Below are 19,284 nucleotides of genomic sequence, written 5' to 3' on the forward strand. Positions count from 1 at the left end.
CCTTATTCATCATAGACGGCGTAGCGTTTTTCCAGATAACCGAAAATTTTGGTCAGGATAAACGTAAAGAATAAATAGAATACAGCAGCAACTAAAAAGGCCGTCGTATCGAAATCGCGCTGAACGATGGACCGCGTAATGCGCAGGATGTCGTTCATGGCCAGGATGTAGACGAGGGACGTATCTTTGAGCAGGTTAATCGTTTCATTGGACACTGGCGGCAAAACCCGTTTTACGACCTGAGGCAGGATAATGCGGCGCATGGTCTGAATATAGGTCATCCCCAGAACTTTGGCTCCTTCATACTGGCCGCGGTCGATGGACTGGATTCCGCCGCGGAAGATTTCGGCAAAGTAAGCGGCATAGTTAAAGACGAAGGCGATGATGGCCGCCGGAAAAGCCGGCAGGGTAAAGCCGTCGATGATAAAAGGCAGTCCGTAATAGATGAACAAGATCTGCAGCATCAGCGGCGTACCACGCATGACATAAATATAGGCATACATGGTCTTTCGCAGGATGGCTATCTTAGAAATGCGGCCAACGGCCATGAGGATACCCAAGGGCAGACTCAAGACGATGGTAATAACAAAAATTTGCAGTGTAATTTTCAGGCCTGCTGCGACGGCAGGCACAATCTGAATTAAATAATCCATGCTGGCTCCTTTTTCAGGCACGGCGATTCACACAGGCAGTGTGCAACACGGAAAAACAACCTCTCCGTCCATGCCGGGGACCTCTCCACGACGGGGAGCTGTCAGCGTCATCTGACCGAAAGGTTGTTTTTCGTACATCTTTCCCGATTACCGTACTTTTATGGTAATATCTTCGTTAAACCACTTCTGGGACAACTTAGTCATTGTACCATCTTCACTCATCTGTTTCAAGACATCATTGAGTTTATCCCGCAGCAGATTGTCATCTTTACGCAGGCCGACGCCGAATTGTTCGTCACCCATTTTGTCATCAATGACTTTAAACTGACCCGGCTTCTTGGTCATATAATACCGGCCTACAACACTGTCGACGAGGACACCGTCAATACGGCCGATTTCAAGGTCCATAAAGGCATTGACGAAATCGCCGTATTTCTTGACTTCGGACAAGGATTTCTGGAAGTCCATGTTCTTTTCCAAGGCATTGATGGAGCTGCTGCCTTCCTGAGTCCCTAAGATTTTGCCGGCCAGGCCTTCACGATTGGTAATCGGCGAATCGGTCCGGACGACGAGAAGCTGCTGATTGTGCATATAAGGCTTAGAAAAGGCAATTTGCTGAGCCCGTTCGTCGGTAATGGTCAGGCCGTTCCACAAGAGGTCGACTTGCTTACTCTTAAGAGCTGCTTCCTTGCTGTCCCAGTCGATTGGTTTAAATTCAACGGGGACGCCGAGGCGTTTAGACGCTTCCTGAGCCAAGTCAATATCGAAACCGACAAGGTTGCCGCTTTCATCACGGAAACCCATAGGCGGGAAGTTATCATCGAGGCCGATGACGATTTTATCCGGCAGTTTCTGCTCTGCCTGGCTGCTGTTATCCGTGCCGCAGCCAACGAGTAATGCAGCCGCTGCTGCCGTTAACGCACCGGCAGCCAATATTTTTTTCCAATTCATGTAAATTCCTCCTTACAGAGTAACATAACGATTAAAGGCTGTCAGAAACTCCCTTCCCGGCCCTCCATCCGAAAGCCTGTGAGTTTCCCTTACTAATTCATCATGGGCGGTGTAATTACAAAGGACAGACCGTCTCTTGATGTATATGACATATTTTACTTTATTTCGTTAAAAAGATAAAGGGTTTTAATCATGAAAAATCAGCATGTTTCCATGCTGATCAATGCATATTCTGAATAAATTGCCCTTTACACCTCATCATCGTCCTTATCCTGCATATCCTTGATGGTGTCGATGATCTGCTGTTTGCTCTTTTTCGACAGAAACTGGAGACGGACGGGAAGTACGACGAGTCCCCCTTCTTCGGCTTGCCCCAACTGGATTTCCTGCCACGTATCGCCGATAACAAAGATATCCTTATACGGAAGGAATACCAGACTGCGATCGGTATGAAACTGGTCATCATAAAATTCGTGAAGCGACCGGAACTGCCGGCGGACAATAATGCCTTTTTCCGCCACGTAGCACATGACGTCGCTTTGCCGGTGGATGCGCCACAGACAAAAGGCAAGAACGGCCCAGTTATCGAGATGTTCGACGAGGCGTGTTTCCCCCATCATAAGCCAGAAAAAGTAAATGGCCACTAAGAGAAACAAGATTTTCATAAATCCGGAAAACCATTTTGAATTTTCATAAGCCGCCGTAATAGGGCCGCAGCGAAACTGTTTTTCCAGGTCTTTTTTTTCCATGGCCACGCCTCCTTCAACGACAAGCGGCGGCAAAGCTATTTACGCAGCTTTTTACTGGTCTTGGGAGCCGTTTTAATGACGACGTTGCGGCCATCCTTCACGACTTCCAGGGAGATATCACCGACACCGTCTTTAAAATAGGCCATCTTGATATCGAGGAGGATGGATCCTACTTTTTCCTGAAGATCATCGGTAAAGAACTGACGGCGAAAATCGCCGGCCGTCTGTTTCTTATCTGATTTTCGGACAGGTTGACGGCGAGGGCTGGCGTCATCATCTTCCCAACCCATCGTTTCAAAGGTATCTTCTTCCTGAACCCCTTTGAACATATCTTCAATTGAACGATTCTTAGGAATCTTATGTTTTGCCAAGGTCAATCACCTATTCCTTTTCCATTTTATCCGACTTTTCCGACGCTTCATGCATACTGTTCAGCGTGATGCTGTTGAAGTCTTCCGGTGTCCGATAGGTAGCAATTTTCTTAAATCCTACGCCCAAACGGCCCCGATAAGCGGCAATGACTTTGTCGTCACGGTTCATTTCAGCGATGTAAATTTCCTGGCCGTCGAGACCGATGAGCCTGAAATTACCGCTCGGCGAAATTTCGCGCCAGCTGCTGGTAGCCCCGTCGAGCATGTACACGACACCGGTCCGGAGGTTATCGTAGAAGAAGGTATCCGAATCGTAGAAGACGGCGATGCGGCCGATATTTTCAGCCTGGACGTGAATACGCCGCGTATCGTAGTTGGCATCGGTTCGATAAATGCGATAACGGTCTTCCCCAACTTCGAGTTTCATGTAAACGACATTGGTCGCCGTCGAATAAGCGACGTCGACGATTTTGCTGTCTGCCGGTGCATCTTCAATGGGCGTATCTAACTCCCGGTCCGGATAGATTGGATTGTACTGGGCAATGTAAACACCGTATTCCCCGGTCTTATTGTCGCGGCCATAGGTCGCAAAAATAGCTAGGTTACGGTCCGGAAGCCATTCAAAGAAAGAGACGTTGCGGCCGTGCAGATTGATGCGCTGGGGATCGTTCTTTTTCCCGGCTTCATAGATGGTAACCTGATCATCGAGAATAGTCGCCATGAAGCGCTTATCATAAGAATAGAAGCTGCGGCCGTTCGTTTCTGTACCGTCTCCCATGGCCTCCTGCTGAGTCGTCCCGCCGATTTGGAAGTCCGACGTCGGCGCAAACAAGACCTGGTCTAAATAAATATAAATGCCGGCCTGGACGGCAATACCAAGCATAAAGACGCCAATAAACTTTCGAAATTTCATAGCCTGCCCTCCTACTTGACGACGAACGCCGTCGGAATCATGCGTTCACCCAAGAGGTCCGCCGGTTTGTTGATGACTTTTCCATTGTAATACAACGTCGAACTGGATCCGCCATCGAGGTTGGCTGCAATGACGGCCCCTTCTTCATACATGATATTCTGAAGGTCACGCAAGGTCGCTCCGACAGAATATCCGGGCTGACGACCGTCAATGACCAGAAGCAGTACGGTACCGTCCTTACGCTGGCCAATGGCCGTGCGCGGCCCGACGCCCCAACCGCCATCGCCATTGGTAATCATCTTTTCCCCGTTGACGATAAGCGCCGGTCCGAAGGAGATGCCTTCGACGACGTCCTTTTCTCGCAGTTCGGCTTTCGAATAGTTCCCGACGATGAGGTTGCCGCCGGAAGTAAAGCCGACAAATTCATTCGTTTCATCGTCAGAAGAGTTCTGACCGAGGAGATATTTTCCATCGTGAATAATGAAGCCGTAAGGCTGACGGCCCGTTCCGGTCCCATTGGCATCATAGAAGCCGCCGGCATTGATAGCCGCTACGGCACCGACGCGTTCGGCAATGCCGCTCGTCGTATCGCCTTTTTCATCCATATTTTCCGCCGTTGCAACCTGCAGGCGATGGGGATCGGGGACTTCCAACAGGAAGCCCTTAAATCGGCTGGAATCGATATTTTTCAGGGTAAGTGTCGTATCCGTGCGAGCTTTGAAATTAAACAGCTCCTGCTTCGGCGTCGAGCTGATACCGCCTAAGATCTCATCAATTTCCTGCTGCGTAAAAAGCCACGTAATGTACTGCGGATGGCGGCTCTTCAAAATAGCGCCCACAACCGTCCGCTTCAAATTGTCGAAGGGTCCGAAGAGGACGACAAAAGGCGATGTCAGAGAGAAAAAAATGGCGATAAAGATAAAAAACTTACCGATTTCTTTTACGTGTTTCCTCATATGTAACCTCGAAAAAATAAAGTTAACGTTCTTCGTATTGCGGTGTTGTAACGCGCTGCTTGAAGTTTTCAATGTCGACAGCGTTGCCGATCCAAATCCGTTTGACGGCATACAGGTTATCCCCATATTTTGCCCAGCCCGGGTCCATGGTCACGGCCAATTTAATGCCGGCTGCCTTTAAGACCTCACCGGCTTCCCGGGTATAGCCGCCATAAGGGTAACAGAAGTATTCATTGGTAATACCGAGCTGTTCTTTTAACTCAGCCTGACTCTTTTTAATCTCGTCGGCAAAGGTGTTCCCCGTCATCTCCGTTGCCCGTTCATGACGATAGCTGTGCGACGCAATGGTAAGGCCTGAAGCCTGCATTTCTTTGACCTGCTGCCAATTGATGCGCGTCCCCTGGTCCGTGTCATAAGTCGGCACGAAAACCGTCCCGGCAAAACCGTATTCCTTTAAAATAGGCATGACGATACGGTACGTATCGGGATAGCCGTCATCAAAGGTAAGGACAACAGGCCGTACCGGCACCGGTTTGCCATGGGCCAAGTAGTCGTAAAGCTGATCCATGGTCAGGGGATGAAAATCGTTATCTTTCAAAAATTTCATCTGCTCCCGAAAGTGGGACTCCAACAGAACGGCGTCATTATCCGGAACGTCGCCGATCATATGGTACATCAGAACGGGAATCCCCTCTTTCGGTACAGCCATAGCAACTTCCTGCGACGGTTTCTTTTCCGCCGCAGGTGCATCGACCTTTTTATTGTCCAGTGCGCAGCCTGCCAGTATAAGGCAGCTCAACAGAGCCATACAGGCTAATTTCAAGATGCGCAAATCGTACAGCCCCTCTCATCAAGATCATTCATTGTCCCGCAAGGTTACTACGGGCAATTCATCATAGTGGCCGGCCAGAAACAGCCGGATATAGCGTTCAGCATCGTCGCGGATATCACGCATCGCTTCAACGGAATGGAAGCTGACGCTCGGCGTCAGTAAAAATTCCGGCCGGGCAATCATTTTGAGCAGCATCGGACTCGGATGCTCTGTCGACAGGGCATCGAGGGCGGCACTGCGGATATGGCCGTCATCGACGGCATGGTACAGGGCCGCTTCATCAACTAAGCCGCCGCGGCAGCAGTTGACGAACATGGCACCTTTCTTCATAGCTTCGAATTGTTCATCTTGAAAAATGTAGCGTGTCGATTCGTTCAGCGGCATGTGCAGTGATACGACGTCGCTAGTCTGAAGAAGTTTATCAAAATCGACAGGGCGGACGCTGCTTTCCATCATGAATTTTTCACTGACGAAGGGATCGTAAGCCTGGATTTTGCATCCAAAGGCCTGCAATCTTGAAGCAACGGCACGGCCGACATGGCCAAACCCGACGAGACCAATAAGATTTTTACTGACCCGGTGCAGGGGCCAGGGAATAGAGCCGAATTCCCAACGGCTGTTGGTCCGGATATCACTCTGATATTCCGGCAGCTGTCGAATCAAAGCCAAGATCATAGCGCAGGCATGATCGGCAATGTCGTCGACACAATAGGAAGTATTATTGATGACCATGACGCCCTTTTCGTGCGCCGCTTTTATATCGACATTATCAGACCGAGTCGATAAGACGACAATGAGTTTCAAGTCATCCAATTCCTCAAGAAGTGAAGCCGTAATCGGTTCGGCATGGCAGATAATAATCTCGGCATCATGCAGCCTGTCGGCTAATTCATCTTCATCTCCCGGAGGACAATATTCAACGCGCGCTACATCGCGCAGTCTCTCTCCAAAATCATCTTCATCCTGACGTCCTGTCAAAACACTTATGTGATACATTATCACAGCCCCTTTTCTATAACCAAAATCATTTAGACATAAAGATACATCTAATTATATACCATGTAATCGTCAATTATCAAGTATTCCCGCCGACCTTGACGGAGTTGTCAAAACTTTGATATAATATTTTCGTTATGGAAAGGTGTCCGAGTGGTTTAAGGAGCTAGTCTTGAAAACTAGTGATGCGGCAACGCACCGTGGGTTCGAATCCCACCCTTTCCGCCAATCACAAAAAGCAGGTTCCCAAAGGGACCTGCTTTTTTTATATACCTATATACTATATCTGCATCCTCGGCGAGGGGCTTCCTGCCTTACTTGCGATGGAAAAAGTGCGGCGAGTCGCCCCACTGACCGAACCCGATGGTATCGCCGACAGAGGCGACGCGGGCGCTGATGCAGTTCTTGCACTGCTCCGGCACTTCATCGACACAGGGTTTGTTATCGTACAAGAGGTACTGCGGACGGAACTTGGGAACGGTGACAATCGGCATGAGCACGTTGGCTCCGGCCTTTAAGCCCAGTTCGCGTCCCAAGGGATGGAGAGCCTGCAGAGCCGTCGTCGCCGCAATGTTGACATCGGGCAAAAAGAGCCGGGTCACGGCAATCATCTTGAGTCCCATTTCCAGCCGCCGTTTCTGTTCTTCCTTGCTGTCCATGCCGCTGGCCAAGACGGCTTTCCCGATAGGCGTATTATGGTGAACGACGTAAGGCCCCATGCCGATCATATCGATATCCATATCGCGATAGAGCAGAATGTCGTCTGCCAAGTCACCGATCGTTTGACCGGGAAGACCGATCATATCCCCCGTCCCGACCTGATAGCCGATGCGTCGCAGACTTTCAAGGCAAGCTTTGCGAACCTGCCATTTATGATGGCCGTCATCGGGATGAAGGGTCGCATAGAGAGCGGGATTACTGGTCTCGATGCGCAGCAAGTAGCGGTGAGCGCCGGCTTCAAACCAGCGCCGATAGGTATCTTCCGTCTGTTCACCGACGCAGAGGGTCAGTCCCAACTTGCCGTCGCTCAGCTTTTTGATATCGCGAATCAAGCCTTCGACGTAATCGATAAAAGCCTCGTCCTGCCGTTCGCCGGACTGGATAGTCAGCGAGCCGTACTTATTTTCATAAGCCCAGCGGGCCATGGCCAAAATATCTTCCCGCGGAGTGTCGAAGCGTTCGACTTCGTCATTGCTCTTGCGGATGCCGCAGTACTTACAATCTTTAATGCAGTAGTTGGAAAACTCGATGAGTCCCCGATAGTAGACGACGCGGCCGACATTGGCAGCCTTGACGGCATAAGCCGCATCATACAAGGCCTGCAATTCGTCAGGTTCAGTCAGACTCAGCAGGGCGATTAAATCATCGCGGGTTTTCGGTGGTTTAATCTTCATCATAATATCTCCTTTCAGCGCCGCCAAAGGCAGCCCTTACGGACCAACGGAAGAAAGCCTTTTATCCTTCATTGGCCCAGTGGATTTTTTCAAAGAATAAGAATACACAGCTCATGATCATAGCCACGACCGTTGCCAGGCCCATGCCTTTAAGCTGGACCGGCCCCAAGACAATCGTTGCGCCGCTGAGACCGGAAATCATGGTAACCGCCGTTAAAATAAGATTCTTCGAGCGCGTATAGTCGACCTTCTTTTCAACCAGCATGCGCAGCCCCGAGGCGGCGATGAAGCCGAATAAGAGGATGCAGACCCCGCCCATGACCGGAGTCGGAATGGCATGGATGAGAGCCGCAATCTTTCCGATGAAAGAAAAGAGGATGGCAAAGATAGCCGCGCCGCCGATGACCCAGGTACTGTATACGCCGGTAATCGCCATGACGCCCATATTTTCACCGTACGTCGTATTCGGTGTCGAACCGACGAGACCCGAGAGGACATTCGATACGCCGTCCGCAAAGAGTGAGCGGTGAAGGCCGGGATCGGTAATGAGGTCGCGGCCGACGATATCACTGGTAACAAAGAGATGGCCCAAATGTTCAGCCAGGACGACGAACAAGGCCGGCATGATCATCATAATGGCACTGATATTAAATTCCGGCTTATAGAACGTCGGCAAGGCAAACCAAGGTACTTCCTGAACGTGGGCCAAGTCGACGACACCCATGAAGAAGGACAGGATATAACCGGCAATGACCCCGATGAGGATAGGGATGATGCCGATGAAGCCGCGGCCGAGGACGGTCGTCAAAATGGTGACGATGAGGGTAAAGGTCGAAATGATCATAGCCGTTTCATTGGACATGCCCTGGACTTCCCCCATATAGCCCGACATGTTCATGGCTAAGGGCGCCAATTCCAAACCGATGATGGCTACGATCGATCCCATGGCAGCCGGCGGGAACAAGATATCGATCCACTTCGTCCCCACCTTGTCGACGACAGCCGCCAAGATGATAAAGGACAGGCCGAAGACGATGAACCCCCCTTGGGCATCACCATAGGTCATGCCCGGCGTAGCCGTAACGGCCAAAACCGGTGAAATAAAGGCAAAGCTCGAGCCGAGATAGGCCGGCAGCCGCCACTTACAAATCGTCAAGTACAGCAAGGTGCCGACGCCGTTCATAAATAAAGCCGTCGCCGGATCGACATGAAGCAGGAACGGTACCAGTACGGTAGAGCCGAACATGGCAAATAAATGCTGTAAACTCAAAGGAATGGTCGGCAGTAAGGGCAGCCGTTCTTCTACGTGTATAACCCTATGTTGTTGCATGCAATCTCCTCCCAAATAAAGACAGATTTCTTATAAAAATCAGATTTTACAAGGAGCCGCCCCTTAGAATGGCTCCGTTTCAACGTCGGCCTGCCCCGCTTCGGCTTCACAGAAATTATCATAACTGATACGCAGTAAAAAGGTGACCGAAATGATATTTAAGATAAGCGAAGATCCGCCGTAACTGATAAACGGTAAGGGAACGCCGACGACAGGAACGATGCCCGTGACCATGGCCATGTTGATGAGGCCCTGTCCGCAGAGGGAAAAGGTAATACCCAAGGCCAGGAAGGTTCCGAAACGGTCGCGGCAGCGGACAGCCGTTTTGACGCCGACCGACAGCAGGCTGCAAAACAAAAACAAGACGATGACAGCCCCGATGAGGCCCCATTCCTGAGCGATAACGGCAAAGGCAAAGTCCGTATGGGCTTCCGGCAGGTAATTGAACTTACTGATCCCGGTCCCCATGCCTTGTCCAAAGACACCGCCAGAACCGACGGCAATATAACTTTGAACCGTCTGATAACCGCTGCTCTGACTATAAGGCCAAGGGTCCCACCAGGTAATGATACGCATCATCTGATAAGAGTGGGCAAACAAATAGACGACCAAGGCCAAAACGGCGACGATAGCGATGGCAAAGGCAACACGCTGTTTCCACGAAAATTTAGTGTGAATCACGGTGAGTTCACAGCAAAAAAACATCATAAGCACCGGGAAAAAAATGACGATGGCCGTCCCGGCATCGGGTTGCAGTAAGACCAGGAAAGAAAAAAAGAGGGTCGGAATGAAGGCAAAAAAGCCATAGCGATGGAGAAACAAAGAAAAGAGCCGCTTCCCGAACGGGATTTTTCTTTCCCATTTATCGATGGGAAAGATGTTCCGAAGGTGGAGGGACATCAATTCCTTATTCCCGTGCCGCTCTAAATAAAAGGCGATGGCGGCGGCCATGGTAATGATGGCTGCTAACTTAGCAAATTCCGACGGCTGGAAGGAAAAAACACCGAATCCCAGCCAGCGCCGGGCGCCGTTTACCGTAATGCCGACGAATTTGACGGCAATGAGGCAGACGACATTGATCAGGACAATCTTGCTGCACCAGCGGCGAATGAATTGATATCCCCATCGCCAAATGAACCAGGCAGCTGCAATGCCGGCGCCTAAAAAGAACAGCTGCTTGACCAAATACCCGGACAAGGATGCCCCTTCGTCAAGGACAAAGGTCGAGCTGAGGATATTTTCCAGACCGATGACCACCAAAAGGGCTATGGATGCCAGCATCCATAGGAGGTTACTCCTCCGGGCCTTCGTTTCGGCATTCATCTTTTTCGACAACATGAGCGATCACTTCCTGTGGGCGTGTGGCAACACAATGAAAAATAGGCTGTCCCTTGGCACTGAATTTAGCCTCGTATTCGGTCATGGCTTCGTTCAATACCGAGCTGTTATGCAAATCATAGGTCACTTCCGACAGCGGCCATCCGCAGGCTTTAAATTCATCGAGGGTAAAATCGAAGAGGCCTGCGTTGTCAGACTTAAAGTAGATCTTACCGCCTTCTTTTAAAAGGCGGGCATAGCGGTCGAGAAAGCTGCGGTACGTCAGGCGCCGTTTGGCATGACGCTTCTTGGGCCAGGGATCGCAGAAATTGATAAAGAAGCGGTCGACTTCACCGGGCTCAAAGATATCTTCCAGGCGGGCAACATCAAAGCGCAGGAGCTGTACATTATCGACTTCGGCGTCGGCACACTTTTTGCCGGCATAATAAAGGACTCCGGCCTGAATTTCGATGCCGATAAAGTTGACATCGCGGTGAAGCTGAGCTAATTGGGAAATAAAGTTTCCCTTGCCGGTACCGAGTTCTACCCACAGCGGCGCTTCCGGGGAGGCAAAGAGCGTATGCCACTTCCCCTTATACATTTGACAATCGTCGAGATGGAGAAACTCACTGTACTCCTTAATGGCCTCGTCAATCCACGGTTTTCTTCGTAAACGCATGTATCCTCCTCGATTTCATAAATGGATTCATCGTACAAGAACCCTTCAGACCTGCTGCACAAGCCGGAAGGGTTCCTTAACAAACTGTATGATACTTTTTTTATTATAAAAAATGTCAGCCATCGTGTCAACAGAAAAAGCCGGACCCTTTTCGTTAAAAAGGGGTCCAGCCTTCAATGCCTTGAATCCCGAGGCCCGGAAGTTCCGAGAGGACGAGATGGTCTTTATCATAGGTAATACCGCCGTGAATGGGGTCTGCTGCCATGAGGTCGGCGGCGTCCAAATCATTCTTGGCAATAACGGCTGTCCCTGCCGATAAGGCCGCCGCTGCAGTGATACCGATTTTGCATTCCAACATGCAGCCCATCATGCACTCGACTCCGGCCGCTTCTGCCATGGCCGCAATTTTTGAAGCCGGACCGAGACCACCGGCCTTCATGAGTTTGATATTGATGAGGTCGCAGGCCCTCATAGACAGCAAGCGAAAGACATCAGTCGGACTGAAAGCCGACTCATCGGCCATGATGGGAGTATCGACGTGATCCGTCACCTGTTTGAGGCCTTCAAAATCGACGGCCTTTACAGGCTGTTCAATGAGTTCAATGGCAAGATTCGCGTCTTCCATGGCCCGAATAAGGCGAATGGCTTCCTTGGGTTTCCATCCCTGGTTGGCATCGAGGCGGATGGCGATGTCTTTTCCGACAGCCTGGCGAATGGCAGCGACGCGCTCAAAGTCGACAGTACTGTCAATCCCAACTTTCAGCTTTAAATGACGGTACCCGGCCTGAACGGCTTTTACCGCATCGGAAGCCATGACGTCAGGCGGATTGACACTGATCGTAAGGTCCGATGCAATACGTTGGCGGCGGCCGCCAAAGAAGCGATAGAGGGGCATGCCGTAGCGCTGTCCAAAGAGATCGTGGACAGCAATGTCAAGGGCTGCCTTGGCTGATGTATTGTGGACCATCGCCCTTTGAATCGTTTCTAAAATGAGGTCACGGTCATCGATATCCATGCCGATCAACTTCGGCCCGATAACCTCTTGGACGGCCCCTGCCACCGACTGATGACTGTCGCCGGTGATGACGACCGTTGCCGGCGCATTGCCGTAACCGACATGGCCGTCATCGGTGTGAACTTTTACGACTAAGTCTTCAGCGACATCGACGCGGCGCAGAGCCGTAATAAACGGTGTTTTTAAAGGAATGGCAATTTTCCCGATTTCGATTGCAGTAATTTTCATAAATAAGTCCTATACTAAAAAATCTAAAATAGCTTCGACGGTCGGCACGATATGCGGAACACCTTCTCGATCAAACATCTCCCTGGCGTCATCTCCATCGATGCCGGTCAAGGTCCCGATCATGACGGCCCCTAAGGCTTTGGCACACCAAACGTCGGCCAGGGAATCTCCGACGACATAGTACGTCCCCTGCTTGAAATCATTCATACGGCGTACATAGTCGCCGTAACGAGCCTTATCTTTGCCAAAGGCCCCCAGGCAATAGACGAAAGGATTCGGTTTATCAAGCGATAAGTTCAGCATGCCCTCGGCTTCTTCGACGTCACTGTAGGTCGCCACGTAATGCTCGTCGAATTCTTTCAGCCAGCCGTAGGTGCGGAAGGGAATTTCCATTTCAGCCCGCGACCGTCCGGTGGCGATGGCAATGGCGTAGCCCCGACGCTTGAGTTCTTGGAACATATGGCGGATGCCTTGGACCGTGCCCAGCGGTTCTTCTCGGGTCAAGAATCCCGATTTTCCCGGTGCATAGGCCTTTTTCCCATAGGTCTTTTCATAGAGTTCATCGCCAAAGTACCAATCCTGGAAGGTTTCAAAGGCCAGATTCCATAACAGCGAATGAAGGGGTGTCCACCGACGCGTCCCCTCTCCCAAGGCTGCTGCGACGGCATCACTCAAATAAACGAATACATCGTCCTTTCCGGCCTCATCGGGCACCGTTTCAACCAGCCGCTGATAAACGGCTTCAGCCGAAGGAACCGCACAGCCTCGGAGACGTCTGCCCAGGGATTGAATATCCGCCGGTGTCTCAAAGGCCATATTCAAGGCGCCGTGATGTGCGGCATACGGCTCTAAAAGGAGCCACAGTGTGACGACGAGATGGGCATGGACCATATCCCAGTTGCTGTTGACGCCGTGTTTTTTGAGCCACAGCAAGATGGCATCGTCTTTCCAAAACCGCCGGCGCAGACTGTCAATGGCTTCATCACTGAGTTCAGATGTAACCTTCTTGTGGCCTAAACAGAGGTACTTTTCACTGTAATACCACTCCCAAAGGACCAGGGCCGATACGTCAAAATACCGTTTTTCGCTGAGTAAGACGCCGTCGACGTCAAAAATTACCTTCTTCATGAGACTCCCTTTTCTTAAAATGTCTTATCTAAATGGCCGACAGTCTTCTTATTGCCCTTGACGTGGGACCGTTCTTCCAATACCTTCATGACGTCATTGACAGTAACGCCCGTATCTTCCCACAAGACGGCCAGATGATACAATAAGTCCGCTGACTCCTTGCAGACTTCAAGCCGCAGGTTTTCGGCCGCCTCTGACCGATCATCGACAACAGGGTCGGCATTCTTAGCTGCGATGATGACTTCTGCCGATTCTTCACCGATTTTCTTGCAGATTTTATCGATGCCCGTCTGCAGCAAGTAGGACGTATAGGATTTTTCCGTCGGATGAACTCGCTTATCGCTGATTTCCCGGCTGAGATCAGACAAGATGGACAGGCTTCCGGTGTAGCTTTTTTCCCATTCCGTCATGGACCGGAAGAAGCACGATTTATGGCCCGTATGGCAGGCTGCGCCGACTTGGTCGACAGTCAGCAAAATCGTATCGGCATCGCAGTCGACGGCGATGGAGCGGACATGCTGAAAATGGCCCGACGTTTCCCCCTTATGCCACAATTCATTTCGGCTGCGGCTGTAATACCAGGCGTCGCCGCTTTCAACGGTACGCCGGAGCGCTTCTTCATTCATATAAGCCACCATCAGGATTTTTCCGCTGCATCCTTCTTGAACGACGGCCGGAACCAATCCGGCGCCGTCAAATTTTATATCTTTCATCGATACACTATCCATTTATACTTCTGCCCCTCTCATGGGAATCCCCTGTTCCTGTAAATAAAGTTTCAAATCGGGAATATCGATTTGTCCAAAGTGAAACACCGAAGCTGCCAAGGCTGCATCGACACCGGTATCGAAGACGTCTTTAAAATCCTGCATCGTGCCGGCCCCGCCGGAGGCAATGATTGGCACGGGAAGTTCAGAAGCCAAACGGCGGTTCAATTCCAAATCGAAACCGGCCTTTTCTCCGTCAGCATCCATGGAATTCATGCAGATTTCACCGGCCCCTAAAGCAACGCCCTGTTTGGCCCAAGCCATGGCGTCGATGCCGGTATTCTTACGTCCCCCTTCGACGTATACCTGCCAGCTGCCATGGTTGTCGCGCTTGGCATCGATAGACAAGACGACACACTGGCTGCCAAAACGCTGGGCAGCCTCGCGAATCAGTTCCGGCCGCCGAACAGCCGCCGAGTTGACCGATACCTTATCGGCACCGGCCCGCAAGACTTGGTGAAAGTCGTCGATACTGGAAATACCGCCGCCGATCGTAAAGGGGATGGTTATCGTTTCGGCCACGGCGCGAACGACGTCCAGGAAGATATGGCGTTTTTCATGGGTCGCCGTAATATCGTAAAAGACGAGTTCGTCTGCCAGCTGGTCTGAATAGAATTTCCCTAAGCTGACCGGATCGTCAACATCCTGCAGGTGCTTAAATTGTTTGCCCTTCACGACGCGGCCGTTCCGGACGTCAAGGCAGGGCACGATTCGTTTCGCCAACATCTTACATTCCCCCTAAACTTCGGATTTCCGCCATGGTAATTTTCCCCTCGTACAAGGCTTTCCCGGTAATGGCACCGTAGATGCCCATGGCCTTCAGTTTTTTTAAATCGTCGATGCTGCTCATGCCGCCGGAAGCGATAAGGCGAATATAAGGCAGCTGCTGGAGCTGACCAAGGACGGTAAAATTCGGTCCGGTCAGCATCCCATCACGACTGATATCGGTATAAATCAAGGTATTGATGCCCAGGTCCAGCATCGATTGGGCAAAAGGCAAAACGCGTTTATCGCTGCCGTCGACCCAACCGCGGGTGGCCACGACGTCTTCCTTGGCATCGATGGATACGGCCAGCATGGAGCCGTATTTTTTAGCCATGGCAGCCATAAAATCCGGGTCTTCGACGGCCTTAGAGCCGATGATGACCCGATTGACGCCGGCCTCTAAATAGGTTTCAATCGCTTCTTCACTGCGGATACCGCCGCCGACTTCGACAGGGATATCGACGGCTTCACAAATGTCGCTGATAATAGAAGCATTAGCGAGACTCCCGGAAAAAGCGCCGTCAAGGTCGACGACGTGGAGAAAGAGAGCCCCTTCGTCAGCCCATTTAACAGCCGCTTCGACAGGATTGTCAAAATAGGTCGTACTGTCATCTTTTACGCCTTGGCGCAAGCGGACGGCACGGCCGTTTTGGATATCAATGGCGGGAAATACAATCATGGTCTCATCCTTCCTGTTTCACATAATCGACGACATTTTTCAGGAGCTGCTGTCCTACGCGGCCGCTCTTTTCCGGATGGAATTGGAAGCCAAGGACGTTATTGAGGCCGCAGATAGCCGGTACCGGTTCTCCGTAGTCGGCCGTGGCAATGACGTCAGGCGTCGCAGCCGGTGCTTTATGATACGAATGAACAAAATACACGTAAGGCTCTTTGGGAAGATTCGTTTTGAGCCAGTGGTCCTGACGAAATTCCAAGGCATTCCAGCCCATGTGCGGTACTTTCAATTTCGTGTGAAAGGGTACGATATCGCCGGGCAGAAAACCTAAGCCCTTATACGTTCCGCCTTCAAAACTCTGTTCAAATAAAAGCTGCATCCCCAAGCAGACACCCATGAAGAATTTTCCGGCTTTTACTTGTTCCTGTAAGAGAGGAATGAGGTCAAATTTTTCTAAGTTCCCTATGGCATCCCGAACAGCGCCGACACCGGGGAGTTCGATTAAATCAGCGTCACGAATGACGGAGGCATCGCGGGTAATGGCCGCTTCGATGCCGAGGCGCTTCCAAGCATGATAGACATTGGCCAGGTTTCCGACTTCATAGTCAATGACAGCAATCTTCATTCCAACACCCCTTTTGTCGATAAGACACTCGTTTCATCACCGTCCATACGGACCGCTTCCTTTAAGGCATGGCCTAAGGCTTTAAAGATCGATTCGACGATGTGATGGGCATTTACGCCGTATAAGTTAGTCACGTGAAGGTTCATGCGTCCGTGAACGGAAAGGGCGTAAAGAAATTCCCGGAGCATTTCCGTTTCAAAGGCACCGATTCGTTCGACCTTAAGGTTCACATCGTAAACGAGGTACGGTCGGCCGCTGAGATCGATGACGACCCTCGTCAGAGCCTCATCCATGGGGCAGTAGAACATACCGTAGCGGTGAATGCCCTTCTTATCACCGAGGGCCTTGGTCAAGGCGTCACCAAAGACGATGGCCAAATCTTCCAAGACATGGTGGGTATCGACATCCAGGTCCCCATGAACGTGAAGGGTAATATCCATGCCGCTGTGGCAGGCCAAGAGATTCATCATGTGGTCAAAAAATCCGATGCCCGTCGAACCGCCAAAGGTCCCGGAACCATCGATATTGAGGGATACGGCAATCTGCGTTTCTGCCGTCTCCCGTTCGATTTGAGCGCTACGCATGTTTTTTCACCTCTTTCGTAAGGACAGCGACGACTTTTTGGACGACGTCTTCTGTCGTAATCGTAATCCGCAGGCAGTTTTTGAGATTGTCCGCCTTATACGAGCGGACGGAAATGTCGGCATCGCGCAGGGCCTTGTCCATGGCCGGTCCGTCGGGAACGCGAATGAGGACGAAGTTGGTCGCACTGGGATAGGCCGTAATTTCAGGCACGTCCTCCAAGGCTTTGTAGAAAACGTCGCGGGCCGCCAGCGTCGGCGGGATATTATGAGCCAAAATGTCATCGGCGTATTCTAAAGCCGCCAAAGCCGCATTCTGAGAGAGGATATTCAGGTTATAGACAAGTTTCGTCAGCCCCAAGGCCTCGATGACGGATTTTTGAGCCACGCCGTAACCGACACGGCAGCCGGCCAACCCGAAAGCTTTGGACAAGGTCCGGATAACGATGAGGTTGTCGTATTGGGAAAGCTTGGTAATGATGCTGGGCACATCGGCAAATTCCAAGTAGGCTTCATCGATGACGACGGGGTTTTCCGAAGCCTGTAACACGGCTTCTACATACGCCATTGGCAGCATCTCACCCGTCGGGTTATTGGGATTGCAGAGAACGGTCACTTTGGGCTGTAGTTCCTTTACCTTTTCAAGGAATCCGTCACAATCTCTACGATAGCCGTCGAGGTCGGGAACAGTGACTACCTTAGCTCCGAGAACTTCGGCATCGAGACCGTATATATCGAAGGTCGGCGTGTGCGTAAGCAGGACATCTCCGGGATTTAAGAAGGTGTTCATGACCAGGCTGATGATTTCATCCCCGCCATTTCCGACCAGGACTTCTTCCGGACCACAGCCGACGTATTGAGCCAAAGCTTCTCGCAGTTCCCCGGCAAAGGGATCCGGGTAATGGTAGGATGGCGTCTGTTTCATACGGGCCAGGAAGGCTTCTGCGACCTGGGGAAAATCGAAGATATTATAAGGACTTTCATTGGCGTCAATGACGATTGATTCGTTTATTTTCGGTGCCGCATAGGGCTTAAAAGATTGTATGGTCTGACGAAGCCATTTATTGTTCATCGATTCTCCTCCTTACAGCCAGGCCGTGAGCCTGTAATCCTTCGACATTGGCAAAGCGGATGACCTTATCGGCTACGGCTTCAAAGGCTTCCTTATTATAGGACAAGAGACTGCTGCGCTTGACAAAATCATAGACGCCGAGGGGAGATGAAAAAGCAGCCGTTCCCATAGTCGGCAAGGTGTGATTAGGCCCTGCAAAGTAATCGCCTAAAGGTTCTGTCGTATAGGGCCCGATAAAGATGGCCCCGGCGTTGACGATTCTTTTCGCATAGTCTTCGGCATCAGGGAAGGCGATTTCCAAATGTTCCGGAGCAATGAGATTCATGATGTCGACGGCCTGATCTTTATCCTTAACGATAAAGAACTTGGCGTATTTTTCAATCGCTTCCGAAGCAATAGCCTTACGCGGCAGGTCTTCCAACTGACGTTTGATTTCGCGTTCTACTTCACTGGCAAGGGCTGCACTCGGCGTGACCAGGAATACGGCAGCCCGCCGATCGTGTTCAGCTTGGGCCAATAGGTCGGCCGCAATCCATACGGGATTGGCTTCGTGGTCTGCCAAGACGCCGACTTCACTGGGTCCGGCAATCATGTCGATACCGACCGTACCGAAGACCAACCGTTTCGCCATGGCTACATAGGCATTGCCCGGGCCGACGATTTTAAAGACCGGTGCAATGCTTTCCGTACCGTACGCAGCAGCGGCAATCCCCTGAGCCCCGCCGACCTTGTAAATTTCCGTAGCACCGGCGACGTGAGCCGCTGCCAAAATATACGGATTGACCGATCCGTCTTTAGCCGGCGGGGTAAAGACGGCAATGGACGGGACACCGGCGACGTGAGCCGGAATCGTATCCATGAGAACCGTCGACGGATAAGCAGCTGTCCCGCCGGGCACATAGACGCCGACGCGCTGAATAGGTGTGAATTTCGCACCCAGGCGGACGCCGGGACGGAAGGTATCGAACCAGGTCTTTTCCACCTGCCGTTCATGATAGGCTCGGATGTTAGCCGCCCCTTCTTCAAGGATACTCATAAAATCGGGACCGACGGCAGCAACGGCCCGGTCTATTTCTTCCGGCGTGACCAGGAAATCCTCGATGGCGACACCGTCAAATTTTTTTGTATACATACGAACAGCTGCGTCTCCGTCCTGTTCGACATTGGCTAAAATTTCTTCTACGGCCTTGCGGATATCTTCACTTTCGGCCTGATCGCGCCGAGTAATACGGCGAATATCGCGCAAGGTCAACCCCTTGGCGGGTACATCTATCCATTCCATCCTG

Annotated in this window: 21 protein-coding genes and 1 tRNA gene; 1 reads left to right on the top strand and 21 read right to left on the bottom strand. The window is 51.2% G+C overall.

From position 1 onward, the window contains the following. Positions 1 to 2: 2 nt before the first annotated feature. The 8 genes from A0U42_RS03820 to A0U42_RS03855 all read right to left on the bottom strand — a co-directional run bounded on the left by A0U42_RS03820 (position 3) and on the right by A0U42_RS03855 (position 6,421). Positions 3 to 653: an amino acid ABC transporter permease gene (locus A0U42_RS03820; protein WP_044505441.1), complete on the bottom strand. Its 651-nt coding sequence runs from the start codon at positions 651 to 653 to the stop codon at positions 3 to 5. Between the two features lie 147 nt (positions 654 to 800). After that, a complete protein-coding gene (locus A0U42_RS03825) occupies positions 801 to 1,604 on the bottom strand; it encodes an amino acid ABC transporter substrate-binding protein (protein WP_044505440.1) in 804 nt (267 codons plus the stop codon). 248 nt (positions 1,605 to 1,852) lie between these two features. Next, a complete protein-coding gene (locus A0U42_RS03830) occupies positions 1,853 to 2,353 on the bottom strand; it encodes a hypothetical protein (protein WP_065359940.1) in 501 nt (166 codons plus the stop codon). A gap of 35 nt (positions 2,354 to 2,388) precedes the next feature. After that, complete coding sequence (locus A0U42_RS03835; RefSeq protein ID WP_176698844.1) at positions 2,389 to 2,724, bottom strand: hypothetical protein; 336 nt, start codon at positions 2,722 to 2,724, stop codon at positions 2,389 to 2,391. 10 nt (positions 2,725 to 2,734) lie between these two features. Next, on the bottom strand, positions 2,735 to 3,637 hold the full coding sequence (locus A0U42_RS03840; RefSeq protein WP_065359941.1) for a hypothetical protein: 903 nt from the start codon (positions 3,635 to 3,637) through the stop codon (positions 2,735 to 2,737). Positions 3,638 to 3,648: 11 nt separating this feature from the next. Next, positions 3,649 to 4,593: a phosphodiester glycosidase family protein gene (locus A0U42_RS03845; RefSeq protein WP_044505437.1), complete on the bottom strand. Its 945-nt coding sequence runs from the start codon at positions 4,591 to 4,593 to the stop codon at positions 3,649 to 3,651. A 22-nt stretch (positions 4,594 to 4,615) separates the two neighbouring features. Then, complete coding sequence (locus tag A0U42_RS03850) at positions 4,616 to 5,425, bottom strand: polysaccharide deacetylase family protein (RefSeq protein WP_065359942.1); 810 nt, start codon at positions 5,423 to 5,425, stop codon at positions 4,616 to 4,618. 24 nt (positions 5,426 to 5,449) lie between these two features. Beyond that, positions 5,450 to 6,421 (bottom strand): C-terminal binding protein, encoded by a 972-nt coding sequence (locus A0U42_RS03855; RefSeq protein WP_044505435.1) that lies wholly within the window; start codon positions 6,419 to 6,421, stop codon positions 5,450 to 5,452. Positions 6,422 to 6,560: 139 nt separating this feature from the next. Here A0U42_RS03855 and A0U42_RS03860 point away from each other — a divergent pair. Further along, positions 6,561 to 6,649 (top strand) — tRNA-Ser (locus A0U42_RS03860). 86 nt (positions 6,650 to 6,735) lie between these two features. Here the strand turns inward: A0U42_RS03860 and hydE are convergent. The 13 genes from hydE to hisD all read right to left on the bottom strand — a co-directional run bounded on the left by hydE (position 6,736) and on the right by hisD (position 19,280). Next, positions 6,736 to 7,815, bottom strand: coding sequence for a [FeFe] hydrogenase H-cluster radical SAM maturase HydE (hydE, locus tag A0U42_RS03865; protein ID WP_044505434.1), 1,080 nt, complete (start codon positions 7,813 to 7,815; stop codon positions 6,736 to 6,738). Positions 7,816 to 7,876: 61 nt separating this feature from the next. Beyond that, a complete protein-coding gene (uraA, locus tag A0U42_RS03870; RefSeq protein WP_044505433.1) occupies positions 7,877 to 9,145 on the bottom strand; it encodes a uracil permease in 1,269 nt (422 codons plus the stop codon). Between the two features lie 63 nt (positions 9,146 to 9,208). After that, entirely contained in the window at positions 9,209 to 10,483 is a 1,275-nt protein-coding gene (locus A0U42_RS03875) for an FtsW/RodA/SpoVE family cell cycle protein (RefSeq protein WP_065359943.1), read from the bottom strand. Continuing rightward, the gene (gene trmB / locus A0U42_RS03880) at positions 10,437 to 11,141 is read right to left on the bottom strand and encodes a tRNA (guanosine(46)-N7)-methyltransferase TrmB (RefSeq protein WP_065359944.1); all 705 of its coding nucleotides are present in this window, start codon (positions 11,139 to 11,141) and stop codon (positions 10,437 to 10,439) included. The genes A0U42_RS03875 and trmB overlap by 47 nt, the downstream gene beginning before the upstream one ends. 154 nt (positions 11,142 to 11,295) lie before the next feature. Continuing rightward, a complete protein-coding gene (locus A0U42_RS03885) occupies positions 11,296 to 12,384 on the bottom strand; it encodes a dipeptide epimerase (RefSeq protein WP_065359945.1) in 1,089 nt (362 codons plus the stop codon). 9 nt (positions 12,385 to 12,393) lie between these two features. Then, positions 12,394 to 13,512, bottom strand: coding sequence for an HAD family hydrolase (locus A0U42_RS03890; RefSeq protein WP_083122261.1), 1,119 nt, complete (start codon positions 13,510 to 13,512; stop codon positions 12,394 to 12,396). Between the two features lie 14 nt (positions 13,513 to 13,526). Then, complete coding sequence (hisIE, locus tag A0U42_RS03895) at positions 13,527 to 14,240, bottom strand: bifunctional phosphoribosyl-AMP cyclohydrolase/phosphoribosyl-ATP diphosphatase HisIE (RefSeq protein WP_065359946.1); 714 nt, start codon at positions 14,238 to 14,240, stop codon at positions 13,527 to 13,529. Next, positions 14,241 to 15,005, bottom strand: coding sequence for an imidazole glycerol phosphate synthase subunit HisF (gene hisF, locus A0U42_RS03900; protein ID WP_065359947.1), 765 nt, complete (start codon positions 15,003 to 15,005; stop codon positions 14,241 to 14,243). Position 15,006: 1 nt separating this feature from the next. Continuing rightward, on the bottom strand, positions 15,007 to 15,723 hold the full coding sequence (gene hisA, locus A0U42_RS03905; protein ID WP_044505428.1) for a 1-(5-phosphoribosyl)-5-[(5-phosphoribosylamino)methylideneamino]imidazole-4-carboxamide isomerase: 717 nt from the start codon (positions 15,721 to 15,723) through the stop codon (positions 15,007 to 15,009). Between the two features lie 4 nt (positions 15,724 to 15,727). Then, entirely contained in the window at positions 15,728 to 16,345 is a 618-nt protein-coding gene (gene hisH, locus A0U42_RS03910) for an imidazole glycerol phosphate synthase subunit HisH (RefSeq protein ID WP_065359948.1), read from the bottom strand. Further along, a complete protein-coding gene (hisB, locus tag A0U42_RS03915; protein WP_044505426.1) occupies positions 16,342 to 16,929 on the bottom strand; it encodes an imidazoleglycerol-phosphate dehydratase HisB in 588 nt (195 codons plus the stop codon). Before hisB ends, hisH begins: the two co-directional genes overlap by 4 nt. Then, positions 16,922 to 17,998 carry a histidinol-phosphate transaminase gene (hisC, locus tag A0U42_RS03920; protein WP_065359949.1) on the bottom strand — a complete coding sequence of 359 codons (1,077 nt, stop codon included), beginning with the start codon at positions 17,996 to 17,998 and terminating at the stop codon, positions 16,922 to 16,924. Before hisC ends, hisB begins: the two co-directional genes overlap by 8 nt. After that, the gene (gene hisD, locus A0U42_RS03925; protein ID WP_065359950.1) at positions 17,988 to 19,280 is read right to left on the bottom strand and encodes a histidinol dehydrogenase; all 1,293 of its coding nucleotides are present in this window, start codon (positions 19,278 to 19,280) and stop codon (positions 17,988 to 17,990) included. Before hisD ends, hisC begins: the two co-directional genes overlap by 11 nt. Positions 19,281 to 19,284: the final 4 nt, after the last annotated feature.

The organism is Megasphaera sp. DISK 18 (assembly GCF_001682955.1).
Taxonomy (GTDB): Bacteria; Bacillota; Negativicutes; order Veillonellales; family Megasphaeraceae; genus Megasphaera; species Megasphaera massiliensis.

What these genes read in the sequence shown, in the direction of transcription:
- A0U42_RS03820 (WP_044505441.1), bottom strand. Translation starts at nt 653, where the DNA reads ATGGATTATTTAATTCAGATTGTGCCTGCCGTCGCAGCAGGCCTGAAA.
- A0U42_RS03825 (WP_044505440.1), bottom strand. Translation starts at nt 1,604, where the DNA reads ATGAATTGGAAAAAAATATTGGCTGCCGGTGCGTTAACGGCAGCAGCG.
- A0U42_RS03830 (WP_065359940.1), bottom strand. Translation starts at nt 2,353, where the DNA reads ATGGAAAAAAAAGACCTGGAAAAACAGTTTCGCTGCGGCCCTATTACG.
- A0U42_RS03840 (WP_065359941.1), bottom strand. Translation starts at nt 3,637, where the DNA reads ATGAAATTTCGAAAGTTTATTGGCGTCTTTATGCTTGGTATTGCCGTC.
- A0U42_RS03845 (WP_044505437.1), bottom strand. Translation starts at nt 4,593, where the DNA reads ATGAGGAAACACGTAAAAGAAATCGGTAAGTTTTTTATCTTTATCGCC.
- A0U42_RS03855 (WP_044505435.1), bottom strand. Translation starts at nt 6,421, where the DNA reads ATGTATCACATAAGTGTTTTGACAGGACGTCAGGATGAAGATGATTTT.
- hydE (WP_044505434.1), bottom strand. Translation starts at nt 7,815, where the DNA reads ATGAAGATTAAACCACCGAAAACCCGCGATGATTTAATCGCCCTGCTG.
- uraA (WP_044505433.1), bottom strand. Translation starts at nt 9,145, where the DNA reads ATGCAACAACATAGGGTTATACACGTAGAAGAACGGCTGCCCTTACTG.
- A0U42_RS03875 (WP_065359943.1), bottom strand. Translation starts at nt 10,483, where the DNA reads ATGTTGTCGAAAAAGATGAATGCCGAAACGAAGGCCCGGAGGAGTAAC.
- trmB (WP_065359944.1), bottom strand. Translation starts at nt 11,141, where the DNA reads ATGCGTTTACGAAGAAAACCGTGGATTGACGAGGCCATTAAGGAGTAC.
- A0U42_RS03885 (WP_065359945.1), bottom strand. Translation starts at nt 12,384, where the DNA reads ATGAAAATTACTGCAATCGAAATCGGGAAAATTGCCATTCCTTTAAAA.
- A0U42_RS03890 (WP_083122261.1), bottom strand. Translation starts at nt 13,512, where the DNA reads ATGAAGAAGGTAATTTTTGACGTCGACGGCGTCTTACTCAGCGAAAAA.
- hisIE (WP_065359946.1), bottom strand. Translation starts at nt 14,240, where the DNA reads ATGGATAGTGTATCGATGAAAGATATAAAATTTGACGGCGCCGGATTG.
- hisF (WP_065359947.1), bottom strand. Translation starts at nt 15,005, where the DNA reads ATGTTGGCGAAACGAATCGTGCCCTGCCTTGACGTCCGGAACGGCCGC.
- hisA (WP_044505428.1), bottom strand. Translation starts at nt 15,723, where the DNA reads ATGATTGTATTTCCCGCCATTGATATCCAAAACGGCCGTGCCGTCCGC.
- hisH (WP_065359948.1), bottom strand. Translation starts at nt 16,345, where the DNA reads ATGAAGATTGCTGTCATTGACTATGAAGTCGGAAACCTGGCCAATGTC.
- hisB (WP_044505426.1), bottom strand. Translation starts at nt 16,929, where the DNA reads ATGCGTAGCGCTCAAATCGAACGGGAGACGGCAGAAACGCAGATTGCC.
- hisC (WP_065359949.1), bottom strand. Translation starts at nt 17,998, where the DNA reads ATGAACAATAAATGGCTTCGTCAGACCATACAATCTTTTAAGCCCTAT.
- hisD (WP_065359950.1), bottom strand. Translation starts at nt 19,280, where the DNA reads ATGGAATGGATAGATGTACCCGCCAAGGGGTTGACCTTGCGCGATATT.